Genomic DNA, 25,505 nt, shown 5'->3' on the forward strand with positions numbered 1-25,505 from the left:
GGGTGCGGCTTCGGGTGCGGGATGCGCACCTGCGGTGCGGCATCTGCCCGGCGGGGGAAGGCTGCGCGCGGCGCATGCCTTCAGGGGCGCGGGGAACTGCGCGAGAAGCCCCACCGGCCCGCACCCGGAACCCGACCCCCGAAGCTACGGCGCGACCCGCAACGCTCGGGCATAGTTCCCCATCGACCGCTGATATCGCGGCAGATGCGGCGCCAGAGCCTCCAGCACCAACGACAACCCCTCCCGGTCCCGCCCCAGCGAGGAGTAGCACAGGGCCAGACACCCCCGCACCGCATCGTCCAACTCGTCGCCGGGCGCGCCCAGTTCGGGCTCCAGCAGGGCGACCCCCTCCGCGGCCCGCCCGACGTTCCGCAGCGAGCTGGCCAGCTGGATCTTCGTGCGGCGGGCCCGATACCCGGTCAACCCCAGCCGCAGCCCCTCCTGGTACAGCGGCACCGCCTTGTCGGAGTGGCCCGTCGAGTCCCAGGCGCAGGCGCGCTCGAAGGCGGCCACCGGGCTGTCGGCGGGCAGTTCGGCGACGAGGCCGTCGACGAGTGCGCGGAAGTCGCCCGCGCTCTCCTCGTCGTAGTCGTCGAACGTCGCCCACGCGGCCGCGATCCGCGCTTCCCAGTCACTGTCCTCGATGCCCATCGGGTCACCCTCGGCGATCACCCGTCGGCCGTCAACCGCTTTCGGATCACGGCCACGGCCTCGTCCGGCACGCCGAGTCCCTCCCGTACGTAGGTCTCGACGCCGCCGTACCGCGTGGCCACCTCCTCCAGCGCGGCCCCCAGATAGCCGGGCACCACCCCGATGACGGAGAGCGCGATGTCCGGGTCGCCGCCCTGGGCCGTGAACCCCTCGACGAGCGGCGCGAACGACCGCCGCACCGCCGCGTTCACCGCCAGGTACTCCGCCTCGACCGTGGCGTCGTCCGCGCCCAGCAGGGTCAGGATCACGGTGGTGCCCCAGCCGGTGCGGTCCTTGCCCGCCGTGCAGTGGAAGAGCAGCGGCCCGGCGTCGGGCGCGGCGAGTTCCAGGAGCAGCGTGCGGTACGCGGCGCGCGCCGAGCCCGACGAGACCAGCGACCGGTACGTGTCGGCGAACAGCGCCTCGGCCTTGCCGCCGCCCAACTGCCGCTCCGCGCGCACCGGATCGGCGAGCACCTCCTTCAGCTGGGCCGCCGCGGGTGCCACCCCGGCCTGCGCCAGCTTGTCGGCGAGCGCGTCCGCGGCCAGTGCGCGCACCCCGTCCGGGGTGCGGTCGGGGCGGGCGGCGCGCTCGGCGTCCGTGCGCAGGTCCAGGATCGTGCGGATGCCGAGCGCCGCGAAGGCGGGGTCGGCCGCCGGGTCGAGCCGGTCCAGCTGACCCGAGCGGAAGACGAGCCCGGGCCGCACCCGGCCGCCGTCGGCGAGCGGGGTGCCGCCCAGGTCGCGCAGGTTGGCGACGGTGGTGGCGGGGATGGGGACGGCCATGGGCGGAACTCCCGTACGTTCGGGTTTGCGCGGTATGTCCCGCCCAGTGTCCCCTACCGGCCCCGCCGCGCTACGACAGCTGCCAGCCGCTGAACTCGACCGTGCCGCGCGCTCCGTTCCCGCCGTTCGTCGCGGTCATGAACAGGCCCACGTCCTGCGTCGCCGCCGCCCCCGGCACCGGTACGGTCGCGACGGTCCGCCAGGTCGTCCCGCCGTCCGTGGAGCACTCGCCGGTGTACGACCCGCCGGCCCGGCTCAGCCGCAGCAGCACCGGCGCCTTGATCCCGGTGATCCGCTTGTACGTGTCGAGTGTGCCGTCGCCGTTCGTGTCGTAGGACAGGACCACCCCGTTCGACGGCGTCACCGACAGGTTGAGGAAGCCCTGGGAGCCGGGCGTGGCGAGGGAGTTGCGCACGATGATCCCCGCCCGTGCCCACGCGCCCGTGACCGCCTGCGCGTCCACCCGCAGCACCGCCGACGAGCCGTCCGTGAAGGCGCCCTCGCGGTACGCCGTGCCGAACTCCGTCGTGCCCTTCCACAGGTCGGCGCCGCCGCCGTCGATCGCGAACCGGTCGTCGAGCTGACCGAAGACGGCCGCGTTGTTGCTGTACGTCTTCCAGCCCGCCGCCGGCGGCCCCGCCTCGAACAGCGTGCCCTTGTGCTCGTAGGTGACCCGGTCCTCGCCCGCGGGCCCGTACTGCACGTCGAGCGTGTACGGGAGCGGGCGCAGCGGCCGGTCGAGCGGGGTGCCCGGCGCGCTCGCCCGCCACGCCACCGTGCCCTCGCCCGCGGGCGCGACGCTCTTGAGGGAGGTGGCGCCCTCCGGCTCCGCGTCGATGCCCTTCAGCGTGAAGTCGACGCGGCCGGTCGCCCGCAGCCCGTTGACGTTGTGGAACGTGGCCGCCACGCGCGCGTGCCCGCCCGGCGGGAAGGCGGCCGGCTCGGCGGTGACCGTGAGGGCGCCCTGGTAGGGGGCGCGGGCGAGCACGTCCCGGACGCGGGCGGCCGTCCGGTACGTGTCCCCGTACGGGCGCAGCGGATAGTCCTTGCGCTCCCGGGTCCACGGCTCCTCGAACGCGAACCAGTCGATCGCCGCCGGCGCCCGGCCCGCCGCGAGCGCGTCCTGCAGCTCGTCCAGCCACTTCTGCCAGCGCGGCAGGTAGAAGTCGGCCATCAGGCCGTGCCATTCGCGGTTGCCGTACTCGTGCAGGTTGCCGGGGTCGGACGTGGCCCGGTCGCCCCACACCGTGATCAGGACCTTCGCGCAGCGCTCGAACTCGGCGCGCTCGGTGTCGTTCGTGGCCAGGTTCCTGGCGTCCTGGATCCACGGGCCGAGCAGGAACGCCTGGGCGGTGCCGGTCACGTCGTCCGACAGCCGCATCAGCTTCAGCCACAGCGTCGACAGGGCCTTGAAGGTCGCCTGGTCCTTGTCCGCGTACGCCGCCTTGAGCTGGGGCAGGAGCTGGCGGCTGCGGTGCGCGAGGGCCTGGCGCGCGACGTCCACGAGGTCGTTCTTGTACGCGGCGCTGCCCCGCAGGCCGCCCGCCACGCCCAGGAGTCCGGCGAGCGCCGCGTCGAAGCGGCCCGGGTCGTAGGTGAGGGCGCGCGGCGCGTAGTAGGCGGCGCGGTCGGCCGACAGGTCGGGGCGGGCGGCGAACAGCGAGTCGTGCGGGTCGGAGCGCTCCACCGCCTTCTGCTGGTACGCCGTGTCGTGCAGCGCCTGCCAGGCGGCGCGGGCGTCCTTGTCGCGGCGGCCGTAGCGGAAGTCGGCGTACGAGGCGAACCAGGCCGCCCGGTCCACCGTGCTCTCCGTCCACGCCAGTTCGGACCAGAGCTCGAACGCGGCCGGATCGCGGTCCGTCGCCTCCGGCATGAACGCCGTCCCGGCCAGCGCGCTGTCCGGCTTGTCGCGCCACGCGAAGAACTTCTCGTTCCAGATGTGCGCGCGGGCGCCGATCGTCGTGCGGCCGCCGAAGTTCGGGATCGTGCCGAACGCGTACGGGGTGCCGCCCCAGTCCTTCTCGCGGTCGGTGACGGACGTGTACCGGTCCGAGACGCCGTCGACGATCAGCATCTTCTTCCTGTCGATGGCGTCGAGCAGCTCGGGCAGCGGGTTGGCCTCCCAGCCGAGGATCACCCAGGTCGCGCCCGGCCGGTTCTTCTGCAGCGCCGCCTCCACGCCGCGCGCCGCGTCCGGCACCGGCACGTCGCCCGCCGTGCCGCCCTCGTGCAGCAGGTCCATCTTGAACGCGTCGACCTCGCCGAACAGGTCCTTCTGGTGGCCGTAGAACGACTCGGCGACCTGCGCGAACGACGTGGTGCGCGGGTCGAGCCAGTCGGGGCGCTCGAAGCCGTGCCAGACGCCCTGCGGCACGACGTGCGCGTCGCCGCCGTTGCGGTCGACGAAGCCCTTCGGGACGTGCCCGTAGTAGCCGGGCAGCACCGGCTTCATGCCGAGCGCGCGCAGCCGGTCGGTGATCTTCCGGCCCAGCTCGGCGCGTTTCGCGATGAGTTCGGGGGTGAGCGGACCGCCGTAGCCGGAGAGGTTCTGCAGCAGCCACCACGGCTGGTGCGAGGGCGCCGGGAGCCAGGCCCTGGACTCCTCGTCGCTGTAGCCGAAGTCCTTCAGGACGCGGTGGTAGACGGCCTCCATGCCCGCGATGACGAGGACCTCGTTGCAGCCGTGCAGCGCGAGCACGTCGATCATGCGCTCCCAGTACGGCCAGTCGGCGAAGGGCGCGGTGTAGCCGTCGTTGGTGTCGTTGAGCGCGAAGCGGTGGGGGAGCGACGTCGAGCGCTCCAGGGGGCGGGCGGGGGCCGGCAGCTTGTTCGGCAGGTCCAGCTGGCTGCCGTTCCACGCGATGTGCGCCCCGCACACGTACTTCAGATACCAGTGGACCCCGGCCAGGATCACGGCCGGGGTCGTCCCGTACACCTCGATGCGGCCCCGTGTCCCGGACACCCGGAAACGGTCCGCGCCGCCCTGCGGGGCGACCAGTCTGAGACTGAACTGGTCCGCATGGTGCGGCAGTTGCCTTTTGAGCGCGGCGAGCGCCGCGGACGTATCAACCGCCGGAGCGGCATGTGCGGCCGTCGGCACGGCCAGGCCCCCCAGGGCAGTGCCGAGCCCGACGGCACCTGCCGTGCCGAGAACCGTGCGTCTCGTTGGCGCGGACATACGTGTGACCCCCCTGCGTCGCGGATGGTGCGGCGCACGCTAACCGGGTGCACGTCCGCGCTCAACGGTGCGCACGGGGTCGGCGCGAACGTGTCGGTGCACGGAACGCAGACGGGACAGGAGTGCGCAATGAGGAAGCTACTGGTGGCGGGGGTCGTGGTGCTCGCGGCCGCGACCGGGTGCACGGCACACGGGGACGGCCGCCCGGCGCCGAAGATCCCCCGAACGGCGAGCGGCTCACTGGAGCAACTGGCACACCGGGCGGGCTGCGCGAAGCCCGACGTCCAGACCGACGCCGACGAGCTGCGCCAGGCCAACTGCGGTTCGGGCCGGTCCCGTTGGGTGCTGGCCACCTTCGCCACCGACCGCGGCCAGGCCGAGTGGCTGGACGCGGCCGACGACTACGGCGGCACCTACCTCGTCGGCCGCCGGTGGATCGCCGTCGGCCCCGACCGGGTCGTGACAGAGCTGCGCGGCCGGCTCGGCGGGACCGTGGAGCGGTCCTCCTCGCACCACTCGGGGAGTAGCGGTGGTGGGGGTCACGAGGAGTCGCCCGGCTCCGGGCACACGGGTCACCACTGAGCCGGCCGCGCAGCGGCCGGGGGGAGTGCGGTCAGGTGCAGCGGTCGCCCCGGTTGATGCAGCTCGCGACGCGCTGCATCAGCCGGGTGTCGAAGACGTTGATGAAGTCGCCGTGGTCGGTGACCGGCTTGTGCAGCTGCTCGGGGAACGAGTCGACGGCGAAGCCGGGCCCCGGCGGCACGTCGTACACGATGCGCTGCACCAGTTGCGGGATCGCCTTGAAGCCCTGCGGGCAGGCACCGGTCCGCGGGTCCTCGAAGGCCACGTGCGTGCGGTGGTTGGCGCTGTCGGTGTTCGTCCCGTCCCAGCAGCTCTGGAACCGGAAGGTGCGCACGACCTTCGAGCCGTCCGGGCAGATCGGGTACTTGTCCTTCAGCTGCCGGTTCTCGAACCCGGTGCAGCTCCACGAGGCGTTGGCGTTCGCGTCGCCGTTGGTGAACGCCTTCGCGTCACCCGTGATGATCCGCAGGAAGCGCGGCATCGCCACGACCTTGCTCGTCGGATTCCCGTCGAATTTCAAGGTCACCGAGGCCGGCGTCTGGATCTCTCCGACGTTCTGGTCCTTTCCGCCGCCGTCGGCGCCCGCGTCCGCCTCGTCCTTTCCGTTCTGCAGCCTGAGCACCGGCCAGTAATAGGTCGACTTGTCTCCCTGATTGCGGCAGCTGGTCTGCCCCGCGGCGAGATCGTCGTCACTGGAGAAGGCGTCCGTCGCCTGATTTCCCACATAATCGTGCATGTGGTGAGCGCCATTGCTCACACCGGGCGCGACAATGACATTGTCCGGATTGAACTTGCCGTTCTCATTGCGCCCGCATTTGGTGGTGAACGTGCCGCGTGACGCGCCGCGCTGGTTGCGGGCGTTGCTGACGTTGGGCTGGACGGACTCGATGGCGACGAAGTCGCCCGCCTCCGGGCCGTTGCCGGTGCTCGGCTGCTCGGGCTGTCCGGACTGGCCCGGCTGCCCCGGCTGCTGCGACGGATCCTGGCCGGGGGCCGAACTGCCGGACGGCGCGGGGGAGCTGCTCCCGCCGCCCCCGGCCGACCGGCCCGTGCACTGCGCCATCCCGTCGAGCCCGTCCGGCGGCTGCCCGCCCGCACGCCCGATGTCCTGGCCGATCCGGCCGAGGACGGCCACGCGCTTGTCCTTCAGCGGGCCCAGAATGCTGTTCTGCACGAAGTTCGGGTCCTGGGCGGCGGCGGCCCGGTTCGAGGCGAGCCGCTGATACGCCTCCGTGATCTGGCTGTCCAGCGTGGCCAGTTCGCCGTCGACCCGGCCACGGGCCCCGTCCGGCACGTCGGGCAGGGCATTGCCGACGTCCGGACAGTCGATGGTGGCCACTTGTGTCTGCTGCGCTGCGCTGCTCGCGTCCTGTCCCGATTCCCCGGAGGGTCCGGAGGTTTCTTCATGGGCCGACGCGTACACATTGACAGCGACCAGCCCACCTCCGCCCAGGAGCAGTGCGGCCGACGCGATGGTCATCCGCGTCGCCAGCGAAGAGCGCCGTTTCCGTGAGGTGCGTCCCATGGGACTACGTACGCAACGCGAGCCGCCGATGTTCAAAGGAGCCGTCAGAAAACTCCGGAATCCCCTAACGCCCTTGATCCAGATAGGCGAGAACCGCGAGAACCCGCCGATTGTCGTCGTCCGACACCGGAAGTCCCAGTTTTCCGAAGATATTCGACGTGTGCTTCGCGATCGCCCGTTCCGTGACCACGAGTTGACCCGCGATCGCCGCGTTGGACCGGCCCTGCGCCATCAGTTCGAGGACCTCCAGCTCCCGCGGGGTGAGCCCGCCGAGCGGCGGGTCCGCCGCCCGCCGCGACAGCAGCTGCTGGATCACCTGCGGATCCATCGCGGTCCCGCCGGCGGCCACCCGCCGCACCGCGTCGATGAACTGGTCCGCGTCGAAGACCCGGTCCTTCAGCAGGTACCCGACCCCGCCGGTCCCGTCGGCGAGCAGCTCGCGGGCGTACAGCTGCTCCACGTGCTGCGACAGGACGAGCACCGGAAGCCCCGGCCGGGCCCGCCGCGCCGCGAGCGCGCACTGCAGGCCCTCGTCCGTGTGCGAGGGCGGCAGGCGCACGTCGACGACGGCGACGTCCGGGTCCAACTCCGCGAGGGCCTTGGTGAGTTCGGGTCCGCTCTCGACGGCGGCCGCGATCTCGAAGTCGTACGCCTCCAGCATCCGCACGAGCCCGTCCCGCAGCAGGAACAGGTCTTCGGCTAGGACAACACGCAAGGGATCTCCATGGTCACCATGGTCGGACCGCCCGCGGGGGAGCTGACGGCGAGGACACCGTCGAATGTACCGAGCCTGCGCTCGATCCCGCTCAGCCCGCCGCCGGCTCCGATCACCGCGCCGCCCTTGCCGTTGTCGGTGACGGAGACCCGCAGCATGCCGTCGCCGTGCGCGATGTCGACCCAGATCCGGTCCGCGCCCGCGTGCTTGACGGCATTGGTGAGCGCCTCGCTGACCGCGAAGTACGCGGCGGACTCGACGGGTGCGTCGGCCCGCCCGGCCGGCTCCACGTCGACCTCCGTCGCGACGGGCAGCCGCAGCGCCAACGCCCGTACGGCGTCGCCGAGTCCACGCTCGGCGAGCACCGGCGGATGGATACCGCGCACCAGGTCGCGCAGCTCGGTCAGCGCGTCCGCCGACGACTGCCTGGCCTGCGCCAGCAACTCCTTCGCCCGGGCCGGGTCCTTCTCGATCAGCGCCTCGACGGTGCCCAGGTCCATGCCCATCGCGACGAGCCGGGCCTGCGCCCCGTCGTGCAGATCCCGCTCGATGCGCCGCAGTTCGGCCGCGGAGGTGTCCACGGCGTCCCGCCGGGTCTCGGTCAGCACCCGCACGCGCTCGGCGAGTTCACCGTCCGCCGGGGCGAGCACGGACCGGGTCAGCAGGAAGTGCACGCGCAGCAGGGCGGGCGCCGTGAACAGCCCGGTGACCAGCAGCGCCGTCGCCAGCAGCGCGGCGAGCAGCGCCGTGCCCTGCCCGCTGATCGGCACGAACCCGTACCAGTAGCCGACGTGCGTGCCGTCCGTGAACACCCGCCACAGTCCGGCCGCGATGGCGTACCCCTCCAGCGGATAGAACACGAGCCCCGCGGGCAGCACCGCCGTCACGAACCCGGCCGTCATGTCGACCAGCAGCCAGCGCAGGTCCCGCCAGGTCGCGGGATCGCCGAGCATCAGCCGGCACCGCTCCAGCTGCCCGACGATCCCGCCGCGCAGATCGTCCGGAAAGGGCCGGTACGTCGCCGGGATCCGGACCCCGCACCACTCGGCGGCGACGACCCGCCGCCAGTTCGCCCAGTGCCGCACGAGCCCGAGCACCCACGGCGTGGTCAGTGCGCCGACCCCGAGCAGCACGAAGACGATCGACAGCACGGACAGCACGAACAAGGTGATCGACCCGGCGAGCCCGGCCGCGGCGAGACACAGTCCCCGCAGCCCCGCCCGCACGGCGCTCCGCACCCTCGCACCCATTCCGCACTCCGTCCGTTCCGCGACTCCCGACCCTCACAGTGTCGCCGCTGGAACGGCCCCGGTCAGTGGGAACGGCACCCGTACCGGGGTGTCACTGGGTACACCCCGGCACGCGCGGATCAGCGGCCGGCCGGCGGCGCGTACTTGTAGCCCACGCGCCGCACCGTCTGGATCACCTTGCGGTGCTCGGCGCCCAGCTTGCGGCGCAGCCGGGCGACGTGGACGTCGACGGTGCGGCCGTCGCCCACGTGCCCGTAGCCCCACACGGTGGTGACGAGCTGGTCCCGGGTGTGCACCCGGTGCGGGTGCGCGACGAGGTGGGCGAGCAGCTCGAACTCCAGGTAGGTGAGGTCGAGTTGACGTCCGTCGACGCGCGCGGTGCGCTGCGCGCCGTCGATGCCGATGAGCGTGTCGGAGGCAGCCGGGGCGGGCTCGTCGGCGGGCACCGGTGTGGGGAGCAGCGGCTGCTGGTCGGCCGGGACGAGCACCAGGTAGCCGATCATCGGCGGGCGGCCCGGCAGGGTGGGCAGGGTGTGCGGCGGGGCGGGCAGCAGCGTCGCGCCCGGCGGCAGGAACTCCGTCACGTCGACGATCTCGTCGCGGTCGACGGCGCGCAGCCGGGTACGGGCGGGGGAGGGGGCAACGGAGAGGGAGCGGGCGTTAGCCATGAGTGGTCGACTCTTTCGCGCGAGAGGCCGTCTGGGAAGGGACGTACGTCGTGCGCGCAGACCGAAGGCCGAACGGCTTTAGAGGGCCTGCGCGTTCATCGCGCGGCAACACACCCGGTCGAAGTCGTGGTGCTGTCGGGAAGGCCAGAACGGCTCGAGGTCGTCACGGTGACCTCGTGCGGTGGTGTCCTGGATGCTGGCCATGTCCATATTGAAGCAGATGGAGTGGGCAAAGGAGAGGGCGCCCGCGCAAGAAGCGGGCGCCCAGGAACGGCTCATGGCCGGAATCAGACCTGGCCGGCCTTCTCCAGGGCGGAGCAGCAGGTGTCGACGAGGAGCCGGGTGACGACGTACGGGTCGACGTTGGCGTTCGGACGGCGGTCCTCGATGTAGCCCTTGCCGTCCTTCTCGACCTGCCACGGGATGCGGACCGAGGCGCCGCGGTCCGAGACGCCGTAGGAGTACTCGTTCCACGGGGCGGTCTCGTGCAGACCGGTCAGCCGGTCGTCGATGCCGGCGCCGTAGTTCTTGACGTGGTCCATCGGCTTGGAGCCCTCGCCGAGCGACTCACAGGCGGTGATGATCGCGTCGTAGCCCTCGCGCATCGCCTTGGTCGAGAAGTTGGTGTGCGCGCCCGCGCCGTTCCAGTCGCCCTTGACCGGCTTCGGGTCGAGGGTGGCCGAGACCTTGAAGTCCTCGGCGGTGCGGTAGAGCAGCCAGCGGGCCACCCACAGCTGGTCGGAGACCTCCAGCGGGGCGAGCGGGCCGACCTGGAACTCCCACTGGCCGGGCATGACCTCGGCGTTGATGCCGGAGATGCCGAGGCCCGCCTTGAGGCAGTTGTCCAGGTGCGCCTCGACGACGTCACGGCCGTGGATCTCGTCGGTGCCGACGCCGCAGTAGTAGCCGCCCTGGGCGGCGGGGAAGCCGCCGACCGGGAAGCCGAGCGGGCGCTCGCCCTCGAAGAACGTGTACTCCTGCTCGATGCCGAAGATCGGCTCCTGCGTGCCGAACTTCTCCTCGACCTCGGCGAGCGCGGCCCGGGTGTTGGACTCGTGCGGCGTCATGTCGATGTTGAGGACCTCGCACATGACGAGCACGTCGTCGCCGCCGCGGATCGGGTCCGGGTACACGGCGACGGGCTTGAGCACGCGGTCGGAGGCGTGGCCCTCGGCCTGGTTGGTGGAGGACCCGTCGAAGCCCCAGATCGGCAGCGTGTCCAGGCCGGCGGGCGTGCCCGCGATTATCTTCGTCTTCGAACGAAGCTTGGCCGTCGGCTCGGTGCCGTCGATCCAGATGTACTCAGCCTTGAACGTCACGGGGCCACATCCTCACTCACGGGTCTCTATCTGCCGGGCAGCCTGTCAACAGGCGATTTCCCGGCCGTTGCCCGTGTGTGAACCCCGTGTTACCGGAGTCGCCCGGGGCGGGACGCGGCCCGTGACCTCGTATGCGATCAGGGAAGCGGTCAGCCGCGGCCCAGCGCGTCGCGGACCGCCTCCTCGCTGCGCGCCACCACCGCCGTGCCGTCGTCGGCCGTGATGATCGGGCGCTGGATCAGCTTCGGGTGCGCGGCGAGCGCCTCGATCCACTGCTCGCGGGCGTCCGCGTCCCGCGCCCAGTCCTTCAGGCCCAGCTCCTTCGCGGCCGCCTCGGCGGTGCGGGTGATGTCCCACGGTTCGAGTCCGAGCCGGTCGAGCACGGCGCGGATCTCGTCGGGGGCCGGTACGTCCTCCAGGTAGCGGCGCACCGTGTAGTCGGCGCCCTCGGCGTCGAGCAGGGTGAGCGCGCTGCGGCACTTCGAGCAGGCCGGGTTGATCCAGATCTCCATGGGGCCCACGGTACGCGAGAGGCCTTCCGCGACTGCCTCAACTGGGGTCTGGCCAGCGGCTTTTGTCAGTGGTCGGCAGTAGAATAGAAGCAGTGTTCGAGAGCTTTCGGGGGCTTTCGAGTCCGCGACAGGAGGATGCCTGTGCCCGCTGCCGCCGCTCCGATGTTGATCGATCTGCCGTACACGCCGCTCGAGAAGAGGCCGCTCCCCGCGGGGCGACCCCGCGACTGGTACATCACGCACAACCGTCGCCTGAAGGCCATGCGCCTGGCGATAGCCCTGCTCGACTCCGGTGTCTACCTTCCCAACCAGGCCCACAACCGAAGGATCCGTTCCACGGCCGAGCTCATCGGCGTCCACCCGCCGTCGGACACGACCTGCCACATGGTGCGAGCGCTGCTGCGCTACAGCCGCTGACCTGTGCGTTTCCCGGTGGCCGGGTGACCCGGCCACCGGGTGTGCGTGTGCACTGGGTGTGTGCACCCCGGTCCGCCTCAAGAGCCCGTCGCCGCCAGCTCCTTCTCCAGGGGCGTGCGGAAGCGGGGCGTCACCCGCGTTCCGGCCGCCCACGCGGACAGGCGCGCGGCCTGCGCCGTCACCGCCCGCTCCGCCGCCCGGCCGCCCGTCGTGTCCAGGAGCCGCCACACCACCTCGCCGTCCGCCCGCTGCGCCCAGCCGCCCACGATCCGCCCGCCCCACCACACCGTGGGGCCGATGTTGCCGCTGCCGTCGAAGAGGGCGGGCCGCAGCTCCGGCGGGCAGTACCAGTCGCGCTCCTGCCAGCCCATCGCCGTGGGGTCGAGACCGGGCAGCAGCGCCGCCCACGGCCCGGGATCGGCGTCGGGCGCGTCCACCCGGTCCGGCATGACGTACCCCGTGCCGCCGCCGTCGAGCGACACCGGCACCGCCTCCACCGCGGCCAGCGCCCTGCGCACGTCCGTGACCTTCCAGCCGGTCCACCACTTGAGGTCCCCCTCCGTGGCGGGCCCGCACGCCGTCAGCCAGCGGCCGAGCAGCTCCGACTGGGCCTCGGCGACCGGGAGTTCGGGATGCGGCGGGGCGATCGCCCAGCGGAACTGCGTCGAGGTCCACGAGCCGAGCGGCCGGCCCCGTACGACCCGCCCCTCCACCCCGAGCACCCGCATCAGCCGCGACGACACCGTCTGCTCGGCCTCGTAGCTCTTCCCCCTGCCGTACGTGAACTGCTCCTTCAACCGGGGCTCGGCCACGGTCAGTTCGGTCACCGTGGCCTCACCGCGCCGCTCCAGCGCGGCCAGCGCCGACGCCTCGACCTCCGCCAGCCACTCGGGCGTGAGCCGTCCGTCGCTGCCCGTCGTCAGGTCCCTGAGCAGCCCGGCCCGCGCCTTCGCCGCGACCGCGAGCCCGGTCGAGGCGTGCACGGTCGCCGCGAACTCCGTCGGGAACACGAACACGGTGTGCCGCATCCCGTGCATCCGCACCAGCGTCCGGTCCTCGTACAGGGCCCGCTCCAGATCCGGCACGGTCGGGCCCGGGTCGGCGAGCCGCGCCCCGACCCCGAGGTAGACGGTCGCCGGGTCCGTGCCGTGCAGCGCCACGAGCGAGCGCGCCACGTCCTCCGCGTGCTCCGCCCGCGCGGCGGGGGCCAGCCGGTGCGCGAGGGCGAGCCGCACACGCCGCTCGGCGGTGCCGATGTGCCTCCTGGGTCCGCTGTTCATGCCGGCCATCCTGCCGGACCGGTCACCTGTTTGCCGTACTTGGCATGCGGGCCCCCGGCGGCGCACCGTTGACTGGGCGGACGCAGTGGAGCGCGCGAGCGGAGGTGTTCGGATGGCCGGCATGCGAGGTGGACGAGCGGTGGGCGCGACCGTGCTGGCGGCAGCTCTGGCCGTCGGCGTCGCGGGCTGCTCCGACAGCGACACCAGCCCCTCCGACGCCGCCTCCAAGGCGGCCGACGTGCTGGCGTCCGCGACCGCCGAGGCGCAGGACAAGATCGACGAGTTCAAGAACGGCGTCGACGCCAAGGGCGACGTGAAGCTGGGCGACGTGACCAAGGACGGCGACCGCGCCACGGTGCCGGTGACGGCCACGAACGGGGCCTCGTCCACGAAGTCGTACCTCGTCCTCGTCTCCTTCAAGGACAGCGGCGGCAACACGCTCGACACGGTCGCGCTCAACGTGAACGGGGTCGAGGCAGGCACGTCTAAGGAAGCCACGGCCCGCAGCCACCGCTCCCTCGACGGTGACATCACCGCCGACGTCACGCGCGCCCTGCGCCACTGAACGGCGGGGCGTACGCCATGAGCAGCCCCGCCGACCGCGCAGCCCAGGGAAAACGTGCCCGCAAGCACGCCCCCCGGTCCGCGCACGCCCCCTGGATACCGGCCGCCGACCGCCCCGACCCCGTCGTCGTCCTGGAACGGCAGGGCGCCGACCGGCTCCCCGACCTGCTGCCCATCCGGTACGGACGGATGGCGGCGAGCCCGTTCGCGTTCCTGCGCGGAGCCGCGGCCGTCATGGCGGGCGACCTCGCGGCGAACCCGCACACCGGACTGACCGTCCAGCTCTGCGGCGACGCGCACCTGCTGAACTTCGGCCTGTTCGCCTCGCCCGAGCGCTCCCTCCTCTTCGACCTCAACGACTTCGACGAGACGTATCCCGGCCCCTTCGAGTGGGACGTCAAACGACTCGCCGCGTCGGTCGCCGTCGCCGCCCGCGGCAACGGCCACAGCGACAAGGAGGCCCACCGCGCGGCCCTCGCCGCGACCGCCGCGTACCGCACGAACATGCGCAGACTGGCCGGCCTCGGGGAGCTCGCCGTCTGGTACGAGCGCATCGACGCCCACGACCTGCTGCCGCTGATCCGCTCCGCCCGGCACCGCCGCCGCGCCGAGCACACCCTCGCCCAGGCCACCCGGCGCACCAGCCTCCACGCCCTCGCCAAACTCACCGAGACCACGCCCGACGGCCGCCGCCGCATCGTCCACGACCCGCCCCTGCTGGAGCCGGCGGGCGTCTCCGACGCGGCGGCCATCCGCAAGATGTTCGGCGACTACCGCTCCACGCTCGCCGAGGAACGCCGCCGCCTCCTGGACCGGTACCGGTTCGTGGACGCCGCCCGCAAGGTCGTCGGCGTCGGCAGCGTCGGCACCCGCTGCTTCATCGTGCTGCTCGCCGGCCGCGACACCGACGACCCGCTCTTCCTCCAGATCAAGGAGGCGACCCGCTCGGTGATCGAGGACCACGTCCCGTACCACGGCCCCTACATCCACCCCGGCCACCGCGTCGTCTCGGGACAGCGCCTCCTCCAGGCGGCGAGCGACATCTTCCTCGGCTGGATGACGGGTCCCCAGGGCCGCGCCTTCTACTGGCGCCAGCTGCGCGACATGAAGGGGTCCGCCGACGTCGCCGTCATGCGCCCCGACGAGCTCACCGCCTACGCCCGGCTGTGCGGCGTCGCCCTGTCCCGTGCCCACGCCCGCTCCGGCGACCGTATCGCCATCGCCGCCTACCTCGGCAAGACGGACCCCTTCGACCGGGCCGTCGCCGCGTTCGCCCTGCGCTACGCGGATCAGACGGACCGCGACCACGCCGTCCTGCGCCGCGCCGTCTCGGACGGTGTCCTGACCGCCACACCCGGCGCCTGACCAGTCCGTCGGCCACCGCATGCGCCGCTCCGACGGCCCGCGCGGGACTACGCTCGTACTGTGCCGTCCAATCTCAGCACCGCCGACAGTTTCGCCGTCGTCGCCGTCGCCGCGTCCGCCGGCGGCATCCACGGCCTTGCGACCCTGCTCGGCGGCCTCGGAGCGGACTTCCCGGTACCCGTGCTGATCGTGCAGCACCTGGACCCGCGCCACCGCACCGTGCTGGCCGAGATCCTCGACCGCCGCACCGATCTGACCGTCAAGCTCGCCGAACAGGACGAGCCCGCCCACGCCGGCACCGTCTACATCGCGCCGCCCGACCGGCACCTCCTGGTCGGACCCGACGGCACGCTCACCCTGTCCCGGAGCGAGCTCGTCCACTTCCTGCGGCCCTCCGCCGACCTGCTCTTCGAGTCGGTCGCGGGCGCCTACGGATCCCGCGCCGTGGCCGTCGTCCTCACGGGAACCGGCAACGACGGCGCCATGGGTGTCGACGCGGTGAAGTCGCGGGGCGGTACCGTGATCGCCCAGGATCCGGAGACCGCCGAATTCTCCGGCATGCCGGAGGCGGCTGTGGGTACGGGAGTAGTTGACTTCGTGCTACCTCTGGAGGAGATCCCCACGGTGATCCGGGGACTTGTCGACATCAAGAGGCAGTAGGACGGACCATGGCGGCTGACGCGCAGGACGTAGAGACGGACGAGGAGCTCGAGGGGCTGCTCGAATTCCTGCGGGACGCGCGGGGATTCGACTTCTCCGGTTACAAGCGCTCGTCCCTGGGACGGCGCATCCGCAAGCGGATGTCGGACGTCGGCATCGACTCGTACGACGACTACCGCGACCAGCTGGAGACGAACGCGGGCGAGTTCGGCGCCCTGTTCAACACCATTCTGATCAACGTCACCTCGGTCTTCCGCGACGCCGACGCCTGGACGTTCCTGCAGCGCGAGGTGGTGCCCGAGCTCCTCGCGCAGGTCGGCGGCGACGAGGAGATCCGGGTGTGGAGCGCGGGCTGCTCCAGCGGCGAGGAGGCGTACTCGCTGGCCATCATGTTCGCCGAGGCCCTCGGCCTGGAGGAGGCGCTGAACCGGGTCAAGATCTACGGCACCGACGTCGACGACGAGGCGCTGCGCGACGCCCGCTCCGGCCTCTACCCCGCCAAGACCCTCGAACCGCTCGCCCCCGAACTGCGCGACAAGTACTTCGAGCAGAACGGCTCGCAGTACAGCTTCCGCTCCGACCTGCGCCGCCGGGTCATCTTCGGCCGTCACGACATCACCCGCGACGCCCCGATCTCCCGCCTCGACCTGCTCGTGTGCCGCAACACGCTGATGTACTTCAACGTCGAGGCACAGACGCAGATCATCGACCGGTTCCACTTCGCCCTGCGCGAGGGGGGCTTCCTCTTCCTCGGCAAGGCCGAGATGCTGCTCAACGACTCCGACCGGTTCGACGTGATGAGCATGCGTCAGCGGGTCTTCCGGCGGCGGCCCGGCGAGTCGTCGACGCCCTACCAGCCCGTTCCGGTCAAGATGCGGCAGGGTTTCGGGCTGGAGGTCCAGAGCGTGACCCGCAACAGGCAGTTGCGCGACCTCATCCTCGACGCCTCGCCGGGCGCCGCCCTCGCGGTCGACGTCGACGGCATCGTCGTCCTCATCAACAACCACGCCCGCGTCCAGTTCGGACTGACCGCCAACGACATCGGGCGCCCCTTCCAGGACCTGGAGATCTCCTACCGTCCCGTCGAGCTGCGCTCCCTGATCGAGCAGGCCACGCACGAGCGCCGCACCCTGCGGGTCAACGGGGCGGAGCGCAGGGTGGGTGACGACGTCCAGTACTTCGACATCCTCATCCAGCCGCTCGTCGGCTCGGCCGGACTGCCCGCCGCCACCAACATCACCTTCACCGACGTCACGGTCGCCACGCAGCTCAAGGCCGAGGTCAAGCGGGTGCGCGAGGACCTGGAGACCGCCTACGAGGAACTCCAGTCCACGAACGAAGAGTTGGAGACGACGAACGAGGAACTCCAGTCCTCCATCGAGGAGTTGGAGACCACGAACGAGGAACTCCAGTCCACGAACGAGGAGTTGGAGACCACCAACGAGGAACTCCAGTCGGGCAACGAGGAACTGGAGACCATGAACGAGGAGATGCGGATCCGCAGCGAGGAGCTGGACGAGGCCCGCGCCTTCCTGGAGGGCGTCCTCACCTCCATCGCGGCCGCCGTCGTCGTCCTCGACAAGGGGTTCAGGGTCAGGAGCTGGAACCGGGGCGCCACCGACCTGTGGGGACTGCGGCAGGACGAGGTGGTCGACGAGCCGTTCTTCGGCCTGGACTTCGGCCTGCCGACCCAGGACCTGCTCTCCACGGTCGAGGACTGCATGAAGACGCGCAAGCGCGGCGCGACGGCGGTGATCAACGCGGTCAACCGGCTGGGCCGCAGCATCACGTGCACCGTCCAGTGCAGCCCGTTCGACGGCCACCGCGGCGGTGTCGTCCTGCTGATGGAAGAAGGCCGGAGCGACGGTACGGAGTGACTCCGGCGGCGTAGGCTGAGGGCATGACGGCCCGGGACCAAGTGCCCGACGGCGCTGCGACGGTGTGGCAGAGGGCGGTCCGCGCGCGCGAGCGCGCCGACCGTGAGGAACAGCTGGCCGACAAGCACGAGGCCATCGCCACGGAGACCAGGACCGAGCTGCACTTCAGGATGGCCTACATCCATCGCACGACGGCCGCGCGGCACCGGGTGACGGCGGACCTCCTCGAGGCCCACGCCGTCCGTACCGCCGAATGGACGCGCAGAGGCGGTCCGCCGCCCCTGTTCATGACCGGAGTCGCGGAGGCGTGCGACACCGCGAGCGTGGCGGTGACCCTCATCGACGCGGACAGCAACCAGCTGGCCGCTGCCGCGTCCGACGAACCGGCCCGCCACGCACAGGACTTGGAGTACGCGCTCGGCGAGGGTCCGGCGCGGGACGCGGTGGCCGCGCTGGTCCCCGTCGCCGCGTCCGGAACCGCGCTGCGGGCCCGCTGGCCGGGATACGGACCGGCCATCGAGTCGCTCGGTATCGGCCGGGTGGTCGCCGTGCCGCTCCAGGTGCCGGGGGACTGCGTCGGCGCCCTCGCCGTGTTCGACCCGCGCTCGGCCACCACGGACATCACGCGGTTTGTGTGGGTCGCCGACGCTCTGACCCGCAGTTTCATCCTCGGCCGCGACGCGGGCGACGGCCTGCTCGGCGAGATCGACCACCGGCCCGAGGTGCACCAGGCCGCCGGAATGGTCTCCGTCCAGATGGGCTGTCACGTCTCGGATGCGCTGGAACTGGTCAAAGCGCGAGCGTTCGCCGACAGCCGGACCGTCGGCGAGGTGGCCCGGGATATCGTCGCAGGACTACTCAAACTCGGCTGAGAGGTCGCCACCGTGACGCTGCAGGAGCAGGAACTTGCCGCGGTCTTCGCCCAGTTGACGGGGGAAGCCGCCCGCGATCCGCTCGACACGCAGGCCCTGCTCGCCGCCCTCGTGGAGAGCAGCAGGCGGTTGTTCGGCGCGCGTGGAGCGATCGTCCAGTACACCCCGGGCGGCGCCGCCGCGATCCAGACCGACGGCACCGACGGCGCACTCCAGGCACTGGCCGCGGACGCGGTCGGCTGGCGGGAGGGGCCCGGCCACGACGCCCGTACGACGGGCTGCGCCCTCATCGACGTGGACGTGGCCACGCATCCCACGCAGGTGCGCTGGCCACGCTGGTCCCCGCGCGTCCTGGCTCTCGGCCACGGCCGCGTCACGGCGCTGCCGCTGTTCTCCAAGGACGGCCCGGCCGGCTCCCTGGTCCTGTTCACGGCGCCCGGCAGTCTCCTCGACGAGCGGGCCCTGAAACTGTCCCGCTCCCTCGCCGATATCGCGGGACACACCCTGTCCCTGCAGCGTGAGGTGAGCGAGAGCCGGGTGCTGGCGGGGCAGCTGGAGCACGCCCTGTCCAGCCGGGTCGTCGTCGAACAGGCCAAGGGCATCCTCGCCGCCCGGCACGAACTCACCCTCGAAGCGGCCTTCGCCCGGTTACGCCGCTACGCGCGATCCCGCCAGCGAAAGGTCGCCGACGTGGCCCGGGAAGTCATCGAGGGCCGTATCGAACTCCCCACCGACTGAAAGAACCTCAGGCTTCCGCAGGCTGCGCCGTGTCCGGCGCCGTCTCCTGCGCACTCGCCTGTGTGTCGTGCTGTGCGCCGTGCTTCTCCTGCGCGGCCTTCAGCATGTCGCGCAGCTGCTCCTCCTCCTCGTTGCTCAGCGAGGTCTGCACCAACTGCCCGCCGAACTGGGCCAGTTCCGGCACGACCTTGTCCTTGGCGGCCTGCTTCACCAGCACGAACAGCGCTGCCGCGCCCGGCCGCAGGTTCTGACTGAGCTCCTTCATGAAGTTGTCGTTGATCCCGGTGTCCGTCATGGCCCCGCCGGCCGCACCGGCGGCCGCGCCCACGGCGGCCCCCACGAACGGCACGAGGAACAGCAGCCCGATGACCCCACCCCACAGCGCCCCGCCCGCGGCGCCCATCGCGGTGTGGTTCACGGCCTGGTGCAGCTTGATCTTCCCGTCGCTCTCCCGCCGCTCGACCACGACGATGTCCTCGAGCTCGACGAGGTGCTCCTTGGTCATCGCGAGGATCTTGTCCCGGACCTGCTGGGCGGTCGCGAGATCGTTGTAGGCGACGACGAACAGATTGCTCATGGCTGCACTCCTCCGAGGCATTCAGTGCGGGCGATCTCGCCCGAGTTTAGGAGTGTTTGCCCCACTCCGCACGAGGAGGCGACCGGGCCGGACCCGACCGGGAATGCACGAGGGCCGGTGCCCCACGGGGGGACACCGGCCCTTGGCTGTGCTCGGGTCGACTTAGATGTCGAAGTACAGCTCGAACTCGTGCGGGTGCGGGCGCAGCTGGATCGGGGCGATCTCGTTCGTGCGCTTGTAGTCGATCCACGTCTCGATCAGGTCGGACGTGAAGACGCCGCCGGCCTGCAGGTACTCGTTGTCCGCCTCCAGGGCGTCGAGGACCGCGGGGAGCGAGGTCGGGACCTGCTGGACGTTCGCGTGCTCCTCGGGAGCCAGCTCGTAGAGGTCCTTGTCGATCGGCTCGGCCGGCTCGATCTTGTTCTTGACGCCGTCCAGGCCCGCCATCAGGAGCGCCGAGAAGGCGAGGTACGGGTTCGAGGACGGGTCGGGCGCGCGGAACTCGACGCGCTTGGCCTTCGGGTTCGAGCCCGTGATCGGGATGCGCATGGCCGCGGAGCGGTTGCGCTGCGAGTACACCATGTTGACCGGGGCCTCGAAGCCCGGGACCAGGCGGTGGTACGAGTTCACCGTCGGGTTGGTGAAGGCGAGCAGCGACGGGGCGTGCTTCAGGATGCCGCCGATGTAGTAGCGCGCCATGTCCGAGAGGCCCGCGTAGCCCTGCTCGTCGTAGAAGAGCGGCTCGCCGCCGGCCCACAGGGACTGGTGGACGTGCATGCCCGAGCCGTTGTCACCGAAGATCGGCTTCGGCATGAAGGTCGCGGTCTTGTTGTTGCGCCAGGCGACGTTCTTCACGATGTACTTGAAGAGCATCAGGTCGTCGGCCGCGGCCAGCAGCGTGTTGAACTTGTAGTTGATCTCGGCCTGGCCGGCGGTGCCCACCTCGTGGTGCTGGCGCTCGACCTGGAGGCCGTTCTTGTCCAGCTCCAGGGAGATCTCGGCGCGCAGGTCGGCGAAGTGGTCGACCGGCGGGGCCGGGAAGTAGCCGCCCTTGTAGCGGACCTTGTAGCCGCGGTTGTTCTCGACGGCGCCGGTGTTCCAGGCGCCCGCCTCGGAGTCGATCTCGTAGATCGACTTGTTGGCGGAGGTCTCGAAGCGCACCGAGTCGAAGACGTAGAACTCGGCCTCGGGGCCGAAGTACGCGGTGTCGGCGATGCCGGTGGAGGCGAGGTACGCCTCGGCCTTCTTCGCCACGTTGCGCGGGTCACGGGAGTACTGCTCGCCCGTGATCGGGTCGTGGATGAAGAAGTTGACGTTCAGCGTCTTGTCGCGGCGGAAGGGGTCCACGCGGGCGGTGGAGAGGTCCGCGCGCAGCGCCATGTCGGACTCGTGGATGGCCTGGAAACCGCGGATCGACGAGCCGTCGAAGGCGAGCTCCTCGGTCGGGTCGAACGCCGCAGCCGGCACCGTGAAGTGCTGCATCACACCCGGCAGGTCGCAGAACCGTACGTCGACGAACTTGACGTCCTCGTCCGCGATGAACTTCTTGGCGTCATCGGCGTTCTGGAACATCCAACTCCTCCTACTCCCACCCAGGGAGGGGCGGGGTTGCAGCTCGGTCGTGCGGCCAGTGCGGTGGCACACGCTGGACCCGACCATAGGCAGACGGGATTTCTCAAGCATGACCCATTTGTTTCGCCGAAGTTAACCGGAGCGGGGGCCGGAGCCTGCCTCCGCCTGGCGCGCAGTACCGTTGATGCGTGGACAACAGGGAAGCAATGGGATCGTGGCTGTCCGGGCCCCGCGAGGCCTTGGAACAGTCGGGCGCGGACTTCGGATACCGCGGGGAGCAGCTCGGTCTGCCCGAGCACGGACCCGGTTCCATCGCCCGCCCCGGGCGGCGCATCGGGGCCCTCGTCGTCGACTGGGCGCTGTGCATGCTGATCGCATACGGCCTGATCACGCACGGCTACAACCAGGCGACCGGGAACTGGGCGCTGCTGATCTTCTTCGCTCTGGGGGTGTTCACGGTCGGCACGATCGGTTGCACCCCGGGCAAGCGGCTGTTCGGGTTGCGGGTGGTCTCGGAGGCCGGGGGGCGGCTGGGCATCGGCCGGGTCGTCGTCCGGACGCTGCTGCTCTGTGTGGCCGTCCCCGCGCTGATCTGGGACCGCGACGGCCGCGGCCTCCACGACCGCCTCGCGAAGTCGGTCGAAGTCCGCATCTGACCGTCTGCGGGCGCGGGTCGGGTGCGGGGTGGGTGCGGACTGGCGGCGCCCCTTGAGATGGCGCACGCAGTGCGCATCTCCAGGGGCGCGGGGAACTGCGCGACCAGCCCCCACCGGACCCCGCAGCCGAACGACAGCACGGCATGACGAAAGGGCGCTCCGGGACCACGTCCCGGAGCGCCCTTCCCACGTAGACAGCGGCAGCGTCACCGCATCTTGCCGCCCCCCTTGGGCATCCGCATCCCCTTCGGCATGGGCCCCTTCGGCAGCGGCATGTTCGACATCAGGTCGCCCATCGCCCGGAGCCGGTCGTTGGTCGCCGTGACCTGCGGACCGCCCAGCACGCGGGGCAGCTTCAGCATCGTGGTGCGGAGCTTCTTCAGCGGTACCTGGTCCTCGCCGTTGCCGACGAGGATGTCGTGCACCGGCACGTCCGCCACGATGCGGGCCATCTTCTTCTTCTCGGCCGCCAGCAGCGACTTCACCCGGTTCGGGTTGCCCTCGGCGACGAGCACGATGCCGGCCTTGCCGACCGCACGGTGCACGACGTCCTGGCTGCGGTTCATCGCGACCGCGGGGGTCGTCGTCCAGCCGCGCCCGATGTTGTCGAGCACCGCGGCAGCCGCGCCGGGCTGGCCCTCCATCTGCCCGAAGGCCGCTCGCTCGGCACGGCGTCCGAAGACGATCGCCATCGCGAGGAAGGCGAGCAGGAAGCCGAGAATTCCGAGATAGACCGGGTGACCGATCAAGAAGCCGATCGCGAGGAAGACACCGAAGGTGACGATTCCCACAGCCGCGAGTACAAGACCGATCTTCGAATCGGCCTTGCGGGTCATCTTGTAGGTCAGAGCGATCTGCTTGAGTCGCCCTGGATTCGCAGCGTCCGCTGCAGGTTCCTTCCTCGCCATGCCTGAAGTCTACGTGGCCGTGGAAGCGGTATCAGCCCCGGGCTGCGACGGATTCGAGGACGCGCTGCGCCTCGACCCGGTCCTTGGCGCGGCGGCGGTCCTCCAGGACGGAGGTCCAGGCGTTGCGGCGAGCGGTGCGCTGGCCACTGCTCATGAGCAGTGACTCGACGACGCGCAGGGCGTCGGTGAACGTCGGGATCGCGGTGGCGCGTACGGGCGCGGCCTGCATGGTTGAGGTCCCCCCTCAGAGACGGGTCTCGGCTTTGGCTAGGGGTGCACGAGCGGTGATTTCAGGGTCACTGATTGGTGTTACCAGGGCGTGACCGGGCGGTCAAACACCAATGAAGCCTTGACGCTCGCGCCTCGAACACTGACGCGGCCCTGACGGTCCCCCTCAGCTGCGGGGACGGCCAGGGCCGCGTCTTACCGGCCACTACCGATCAGTAGTCACTTGTGCGTGAATTCACACGGTCCGGGTTCGCCGGACGCTCAGACCGCCTGCGACGCGACGTACGCGCCGCGCTTCTCGATCGCCATCTGGTAGAGCCGGCCGGCCCGGTACGAGGAGCGGACCAGCGGGCCCGACATGACGCCGGAGAAGCCGATCTGCTCGGCCTCGTCCTTCAGCTCCACGAACTCGTTCGGCTTGACCCAGCGCTCCACGGGGTGGTGCCGCACGGACGGGCGCAGGTACTGCGTGATGGTGATCAGCTCGCAGCCGGCCTCGTGCAGCTGGCGCAGCGCCTCGGAGACCTCTTCGCGGGTCTCGCCCATGCCGAGGATCAGGTTCGACTTCGTCACGAGGCCGCACTCGCGGGCCTCGGTGATGACCTTGAGCGAGCGGTCGTAGCGGAAGCCGGGGCGGATCCGCTTGAAGATGCGCGGGACCGTCTCGACGTTGTGCGCGAAGACCTCGGGGCGCGAGGAGAAGACCTCGGCCAGCTGCTCGGGCACCGCGTTGAAGTCGGGGGCGAGGAGCTCGACCTTGGTGCGGCCCTCGGCGCGGTCGGCGGTCTGGGCGTGGATCTGGCGGACCGTCTCCGCGTACAGCCAGGCGCCGCCGTCCTCCAGGTCGTCGCGCGCGACGCCGGTGATCGTGGCGTAGTTCAGGTCCATCGTGACGACGGACTCGCCGACCCGGCGGGGCTCGTCGCGGTCGAGGGCCTCGGGCTTGCCGGTGTCGATCTGGCAGAAGTCGCAGCGGCGCGTGCACTGGTCACCGCCGATGAGGAACGTGGCCTCGCGGTCCTCCCAGCACTCGTAGATGTTGGGACAGCCCGCTTCCTGGCAGACCGTGTGCAGGCCCTCGGACTTCACGAGGTTCTGCATCTTCGTGTACTCGGGGCCCATTTTCGCCCGGGTCTTGATCCACTCGGGCTTGCGCTCGATGGGGGTCTGGGCGTTACGGACCTCCAGGCGCAGCATCTTGCGTCCGTCGGGTGCGACTGCGGACACGACCGGCTCCCTAAAGCTTTGATTCCTCGGCGTACATCAGGGTACGCCCGTGATGTTCATGGCCCTTACGGATGGCCAACCTCTGGCCATCGGGGTGCATTCCCCCGGGGCCGGTCAGGCGGACGCCGCCGCGTTCTCGATGACGCGCGGCTTGAGGTCCGCGTTCCCCAGGACCGCCTGCAGATGCTTCTCGGCCACGGGCAGCACCTCGTCCATCGTGACCTCGCGGCCGAGCTCGTACGAGAGGGAGGTCACGCCCGCGTCGCGGATGCCGCACGGGATGATCTTGTCGAAGTTCGACGTGTCCGGGTTCACGTTCAGCGCGAAGCCGTGCATCGTGACGCCCTTGGCGACGCGGATGCCCATGGCGCAGATCTTGCGGTCCTCGTGGCGCTGGCCCGCGTTCGACGGCGCGTACTCCGGGCCGACGAGGCGGTGGTCGAACTCCTCGTCCTCGCTGCTCAGGCGCGGATTGAAGTCGAGGGACAAGCCGCCGAGACCCGTGCGCCGCTCGATCGGGTCGCCGAGGACCCAGACGCCCGCCCGGCCCTCGACGCGCGCGGCCTCGATGCCGAACTCGGCGCAGACCGCGATCATCGCGTCCTCCAGGCGGCGCAGGTGCGCGACCACGTCCACGGGGCGCGGCAGCTTCTGGATCGGGTAGCCGACGAGCTGGCCGGGACCGTGCCAGGTGATCTTGCCGCCGCGGTCCACGTCGATGACGGGGGTGCCGTCCAGCGGACGCTCCTCGGGGGCGGTGCGACGGCCCGCGGTGTAGACCGGCGGGTGCTCCAGGAGCAGACAGGTGTCGGGGATCTCGTCCGCGAACCGGGCGGCGTGCACCCGGCGCTGCTCGTCCCAGGCGACCTGGTACTCGACCATGTCCGCACCGAACCCCATGCGGACGAACCGGAACTCACTCACGGCCAGCGCCTCCCTAGAACTTCACCGTGCACACATCGCGCCCCGAACCACTGTACGGCGGCTCAATGCGTCGGGTAGAGGCGGTACGAGGGGTCCAGATCGCGGACCTCGACGGAGTAGGTCACGCCCGTGACCGGCGACAGGTGCTTCTCCAGGAGCGCCAGTACGTCCTCGGAGAGCGCGGCCTTGACCGCCGCCGGGCGGCCCGGGAGCACCTCGACCGAGACGTGGACGAACGGGGCCGCGACCCCGTCCACATAGGTCGCCGAGGGGCGCGCGAACGTCTTGCCCACCCCGACCGAGGCCACGCGGTCGACGACCAGCGGGTGGAGCTCCGCCACCAGGGCGGGTACGTCGACCGTGCCGTCGAGGCCGTCGGTGTAGTCGATGACGATGTGAGGCACGGGGAAACCTTC

General features: G+C 71.0%; 27 protein-coding genes. 9 read left to right on the forward strand and 18 right to left on the reverse strand.

Going from position 1 to position 25,505, the window contains the following annotated elements; all coding sequences use genetic code 11:
• Positions 1 to 144: 144 nt before the first annotated feature.
• The 3 genes from M4J07_RS08325 to M4J07_RS08335 form a co-directional block, all read right to left on the reverse strand.
• The gene (locus tag M4J07_RS08325; RefSeq protein WP_255969016.1) at positions 145 to 651 is read right to left on the reverse strand and encodes a tetratricopeptide repeat protein; all 507 of its coding nucleotides are present in this window, start codon (positions 649 to 651) and stop codon (positions 145 to 147) included.
• 17 nt (positions 652 to 668) lie between these two features.
• A complete protein-coding gene (locus M4J07_RS08330; protein ID WP_255969018.1) occupies positions 669 to 1,475 on the reverse strand; it encodes a tyrosine-protein phosphatase in 807 nt (268 codons plus the stop codon).
• Positions 1,476 to 1,545: 70 nt separating this feature from the next.
• The gene (locus M4J07_RS08335; RefSeq protein WP_255969020.1) at positions 1,546 to 4,653 is read right to left on the reverse strand and encodes an alpha-N-acetylglucosaminidase; all 3,108 of its coding nucleotides are present in this window, start codon (positions 4,651 to 4,653) and stop codon (positions 1,546 to 1,548) included.
• Positions 4,654 to 4,782: 129 nt separating this feature from the next.
• On the opposite strand from M4J07_RS08335, the gene M4J07_RS08340 reads away from it, so the two are divergent.
• Positions 4,783 to 5,235, forward strand: a complete 453-nt coding sequence (locus M4J07_RS08340) for a hypothetical protein (RefSeq protein ID WP_255969022.1) — start codon at positions 4,783 to 4,785, stop codon at positions 5,233 to 5,235.
• A gap of 31 nt (positions 5,236 to 5,266) precedes the next feature.
• Here the strand turns inward: M4J07_RS08340 and M4J07_RS08345 are convergent, their stop codons facing one another.
• The 7 genes from M4J07_RS08345 to M4J07_RS08375 all read right to left on the reverse strand — a co-directional run bounded on the left by M4J07_RS08345 (position 5,267) and on the right by M4J07_RS08375 (position 11,224).
• Positions 5,267 to 6,760, reverse strand: a complete 1,494-nt coding sequence (locus M4J07_RS08345; protein WP_255969024.1) for a DUF1996 domain-containing protein — start codon at positions 6,758 to 6,760, stop codon at positions 5,267 to 5,269.
• 64 nt (positions 6,761 to 6,824) lie between these two features.
• Entirely contained in the window at positions 6,825 to 7,475 is a 651-nt protein-coding gene (locus tag M4J07_RS08350; protein WP_255969027.1) for a response regulator transcription factor, read from the reverse strand.
• Positions 7,460 to 8,725 (reverse strand): sensor histidine kinase, encoded by a 1,266-nt coding sequence (locus M4J07_RS08355; protein WP_255969029.1) that lies wholly within the window; start codon positions 8,723 to 8,725, stop codon positions 7,460 to 7,462. Before M4J07_RS08355 ends, M4J07_RS08350 begins: the two co-directional genes overlap by 16 nt.
• Positions 8,726 to 8,844: 119 nt before the next feature.
• Positions 8,845 to 9,393, reverse strand: a complete 549-nt coding sequence (locus M4J07_RS08360) for a winged helix-turn-helix domain-containing protein (RefSeq protein ID WP_255969031.1) — start codon at positions 9,391 to 9,393, stop codon at positions 8,845 to 8,847.
• Between the two features lie 78 nt (positions 9,394 to 9,471).
• Positions 9,472 to 9,597, reverse strand: a complete 126-nt coding sequence (locus tag M4J07_RS48220; protein WP_308284741.1) for a hypothetical protein — start codon at positions 9,595 to 9,597, stop codon at positions 9,472 to 9,474.
• 83 nt (positions 9,598 to 9,680) lie between these two features.
• Positions 9,681 to 10,712 carry a glutamine synthetase gene (glnII, locus tag M4J07_RS08370; RefSeq protein WP_255969035.1) on the reverse strand — a complete coding sequence of 344 codons (1,032 nt, stop codon included), beginning with the start codon at positions 10,710 to 10,712 and terminating at the stop codon, positions 9,681 to 9,683.
• A 149-nt stretch (positions 10,713 to 10,861) separates the two neighbouring features.
• Positions 10,862 to 11,224, reverse strand: coding sequence for an arsenate reductase family protein (locus tag M4J07_RS08375; protein ID WP_255969037.1), 363 nt, complete (start codon positions 11,222 to 11,224; stop codon positions 10,862 to 10,864).
• Positions 11,225 to 11,359: 135 nt separating this feature from the next.
• Here M4J07_RS08375 and M4J07_RS08380 point away from each other — a divergent pair, with 135 nt between their 5' ends.
• Positions 11,360 to 11,641, forward strand: coding sequence for a hypothetical protein (locus tag M4J07_RS08380; protein ID WP_255969040.1), 282 nt, complete (start codon positions 11,360 to 11,362; stop codon positions 11,639 to 11,641).
• A gap of 77 nt (positions 11,642 to 11,718) precedes the next feature.
• On the opposite strand, the gene M4J07_RS08385 is transcribed toward M4J07_RS08380, so the two are convergent.
• Positions 11,719 to 12,921, reverse strand: coding sequence for a winged helix DNA-binding domain-containing protein (locus M4J07_RS08385; protein WP_255969042.1), 1,203 nt, complete (start codon positions 12,919 to 12,921; stop codon positions 11,719 to 11,721).
• Positions 12,922 to 13,042: 121 nt separating this feature from the next.
• On the opposite strand from M4J07_RS08385, the gene M4J07_RS08390 reads away from it, so the two are divergent.
• Genes M4J07_RS08390 through M4J07_RS08415 form a run of 6 tightly spaced genes read left to right on the forward strand, consistent with a single transcriptional unit; the run spans position 13,043 to position 18,997 of the window.
• The gene (locus M4J07_RS08390) at positions 13,043 to 13,486 is read left to right on the forward strand and encodes a hypothetical protein (protein WP_308284742.1); all 444 of its coding nucleotides are present in this window, start codon (positions 13,043 to 13,045) and stop codon (positions 13,484 to 13,486) included.
• 17 nt (positions 13,487 to 13,503) lie between these two features.
• Positions 13,504 to 14,850 carry a DUF2252 domain-containing protein gene (locus tag M4J07_RS08395; protein ID WP_255969047.1) on the forward strand — a complete coding sequence of 449 codons (1,347 nt, stop codon included), beginning with the start codon at positions 13,504 to 13,506 and terminating at the stop codon, positions 14,848 to 14,850.
• Between the two features lie 60 nt (positions 14,851 to 14,910).
• On the forward strand, positions 14,911 to 15,510 hold the full coding sequence (locus tag M4J07_RS08400) for a chemotaxis protein CheB (RefSeq protein ID WP_255969049.1): 600 nt from the start codon (positions 14,911 to 14,913) through the stop codon (positions 15,508 to 15,510).
• An 8-nt stretch (positions 15,511 to 15,518) separates the two neighbouring features.
• Positions 15,519 to 17,387, forward strand: a complete 1,869-nt coding sequence (locus tag M4J07_RS08405; protein WP_255969051.1) for a CheR family methyltransferase — start codon at positions 15,519 to 15,521, stop codon at positions 17,385 to 17,387.
• A gap of 23 nt (positions 17,388 to 17,410) precedes the next feature.
• The gene (locus M4J07_RS08410) at positions 17,411 to 18,259 is read left to right on the forward strand and encodes a GAF domain-containing protein (protein ID WP_255969053.1); all 849 of its coding nucleotides are present in this window, start codon (positions 17,411 to 17,413) and stop codon (positions 18,257 to 18,259) included.
• Positions 18,260 to 18,271: 12 nt separating this feature from the next.
• Entirely contained in the window at positions 18,272 to 18,997 is a 726-nt protein-coding gene (locus tag M4J07_RS08415; protein ID WP_255969055.1) for an ANTAR domain-containing protein, read from the forward strand.
• A 7-nt stretch (positions 18,998 to 19,004) separates the two neighbouring features.
• Here M4J07_RS08415 and M4J07_RS08420 read toward each other — a convergent pair whose 3' ends face one another.
• Together M4J07_RS08420 and glnA are read right to left on the reverse strand one after the other, a co-directional pair.
• The gene (locus M4J07_RS08420) at positions 19,005 to 19,574 is read right to left on the reverse strand and encodes a DUF1269 domain-containing protein (RefSeq protein WP_255969057.1); all 570 of its coding nucleotides are present in this window, start codon (positions 19,572 to 19,574) and stop codon (positions 19,005 to 19,007) included.
• Between the two features lie 162 nt (positions 19,575 to 19,736).
• Positions 19,737 to 21,146, reverse strand: a complete 1,410-nt coding sequence (gene glnA, locus M4J07_RS08425; RefSeq protein ID WP_255969060.1) for a type I glutamate--ammonia ligase — start codon at positions 21,144 to 21,146, stop codon at positions 19,737 to 19,739.
• A 188-nt stretch (positions 21,147 to 21,334) separates the two neighbouring features.
• Here glnA and M4J07_RS08430 point away from each other — a divergent pair, with 188 nt between their 5' ends.
• On the forward strand, positions 21,335 to 21,802 hold the full coding sequence (locus tag M4J07_RS08430; protein WP_255969062.1) for an RDD family protein: 468 nt from the start codon (positions 21,335 to 21,337) through the stop codon (positions 21,800 to 21,802).
• 206 nt (positions 21,803 to 22,008) lie between these two features.
• On the opposite strand, the gene M4J07_RS08435 is transcribed toward M4J07_RS08430, so the two are convergent.
• The 5 genes from M4J07_RS08435 to M4J07_RS08455 all read right to left on the reverse strand — a co-directional run bounded on the left by M4J07_RS08435 (position 22,009) and on the right by M4J07_RS08455 (position 25,493).
• Entirely contained in the window at positions 22,009 to 22,710 is a 702-nt protein-coding gene (locus tag M4J07_RS08435; protein ID WP_255969064.1) for a DUF4191 domain-containing protein, read from the reverse strand.
• Positions 22,711 to 22,741: 31 nt separating this feature from the next.
• A complete protein-coding gene (locus tag M4J07_RS08440) occupies positions 22,742 to 22,939 on the reverse strand; it encodes an SCO2195 family GlnR-regulated protein (protein ID WP_255969066.1) in 198 nt (65 codons plus the stop codon).
• Positions 22,940 to 23,199: 260 nt separating this feature from the next.
• Positions 23,200 to 24,165: a lipoyl synthase gene (gene lipA / locus M4J07_RS08445; protein WP_255969068.1), complete on the reverse strand. Its 966-nt coding sequence runs from the start codon at positions 24,163 to 24,165 to the stop codon at positions 23,200 to 23,202.
• A gap of 114 nt (positions 24,166 to 24,279) precedes the next feature.
• Positions 24,280 to 25,089, reverse strand: a complete 810-nt coding sequence (lipB, locus tag M4J07_RS08450; protein ID WP_255969070.1) for a lipoyl(octanoyl) transferase LipB — start codon at positions 25,087 to 25,089, stop codon at positions 24,280 to 24,282.
• 62 nt (positions 25,090 to 25,151) lie between these two features.
• Entirely contained in the window at positions 25,152 to 25,493 is a 342-nt protein-coding gene (locus M4J07_RS08455; protein ID WP_255969071.1) for a 5-carboxymethyl-2-hydroxymuconate Delta-isomerase, read from the reverse strand.
• Positions 25,494 to 25,505 lie beyond the last annotated feature (12 nt).

Origin of the sequence: Streptomyces longispororuber, from assembly GCF_024448165.1 — a bacterium.
GTDB classification, from domain to species: domain Bacteria; phylum Actinomycetota; class Actinomycetes; order Streptomycetales; family Streptomycetaceae; genus Streptomyces; species Streptomyces longispororuber_A.

What these genes read in the sequence shown, in the direction of transcription:
- M4J07_RS08325 (WP_255969016.1), bottom strand. Translation starts at nt 651, where the DNA reads ATGGGCATCGAGGACAGTGACTGGGAAGCGCGGATCGCGGCCGCGTGG.
- M4J07_RS08330 (WP_255969018.1), bottom strand. Translation starts at nt 1,475, where the DNA reads ATGGCCGTCCCCATCCCCGCCACCACCGTCGCCAACCTGCGCGACCTG.
- M4J07_RS08335 (WP_255969020.1), bottom strand. Translation starts at nt 4,653, where the DNA reads ATGTCCGCGCCAACGAGACGCACGGTTCTCGGCACGGCAGGTGCCGTC.
- M4J07_RS08340 (WP_255969022.1), top strand. Translation starts at nt 4,783, where the DNA reads ATGAGGAAGCTACTGGTGGCGGGGGTCGTGGTGCTCGCGGCCGCGACC.
- M4J07_RS08345 (WP_255969024.1), bottom strand. Translation starts at nt 6,760, where the DNA reads ATGGGACGCACCTCACGGAAACGGCGCTCTTCGCTGGCGACGCGGATG.
- M4J07_RS08355 (WP_255969029.1), bottom strand. Translation starts at nt 8,725, where the DNA reads ATGGGTGCGAGGGTGCGGAGCGCCGTGCGGGCGGGGCTGCGGGGACTG.
- M4J07_RS08360 (WP_255969031.1), bottom strand. Translation starts at nt 9,393, where the DNA reads ATGGCTAACGCCCGCTCCCTCTCCGTTGCCCCCTCCCCCGCCCGTACC.
- M4J07_RS48220 (WP_308284741.1), bottom strand. Translation starts at nt 9,597, where the DNA reads ATGGCCAGCATCCAGGACACCACCGCACGAGGTCACCGTGACGACCTC.
- M4J07_RS08375 (WP_255969037.1), bottom strand. Translation starts at nt 11,224, where the DNA reads ATGGAGATCTGGATCAACCCGGCCTGCTCGAAGTGCCGCAGCGCGCTC.
- M4J07_RS08380 (WP_255969040.1), top strand. Translation starts at nt 11,360, where the DNA reads ATGCCTGTGCCCGCTGCCGCCGCTCCGATGTTGATCGATCTGCCGTAC.
- M4J07_RS08385 (WP_255969042.1), bottom strand. Translation starts at nt 12,921, where the DNA reads ATGAACAGCGGACCCAGGAGGCACATCGGCACCGCCGAGCGGCGTGTG.
- M4J07_RS08390 (WP_308284742.1), top strand. Translation starts at nt 13,043, where the DNA reads ATGCGAGGTGGACGAGCGGTGGGCGCGACCGTGCTGGCGGCAGCTCTG.
- M4J07_RS08395 (WP_255969047.1), top strand. Translation starts at nt 13,504, where the DNA reads ATGAGCAGCCCCGCCGACCGCGCAGCCCAGGGAAAACGTGCCCGCAAG.
- M4J07_RS08405 (WP_255969051.1), top strand. Translation starts at nt 15,519, where the DNA reads ATGGCGGCTGACGCGCAGGACGTAGAGACGGACGAGGAGCTCGAGGGG.
- M4J07_RS08410 (WP_255969053.1), top strand. Translation starts at nt 17,411, where the DNA reads ATGACGGCCCGGGACCAAGTGCCCGACGGCGCTGCGACGGTGTGGCAG.
- M4J07_RS08420 (WP_255969057.1), bottom strand. Translation starts at nt 19,574, where the DNA reads ATGAGCAATCTGTTCGTCGTCGCCTACAACGATCTCGCGACCGCCCAG.
- glnA (WP_255969060.1), bottom strand. Translation starts at nt 21,146, where the DNA reads ATGTTCCAGAACGCCGATGACGCCAAGAAGTTCATCGCGGACGAGGAC.
- M4J07_RS08435 (WP_255969064.1), bottom strand. Translation starts at nt 22,710, where the DNA reads ATGGCGAGGAAGGAACCTGCAGCGGACGCTGCGAATCCAGGGCGACTC.
- M4J07_RS08440 (WP_255969066.1), bottom strand. Translation starts at nt 22,939, where the DNA reads ATGCAGGCCGCGCCCGTACGCGCCACCGCGATCCCGACGTTCACCGAC.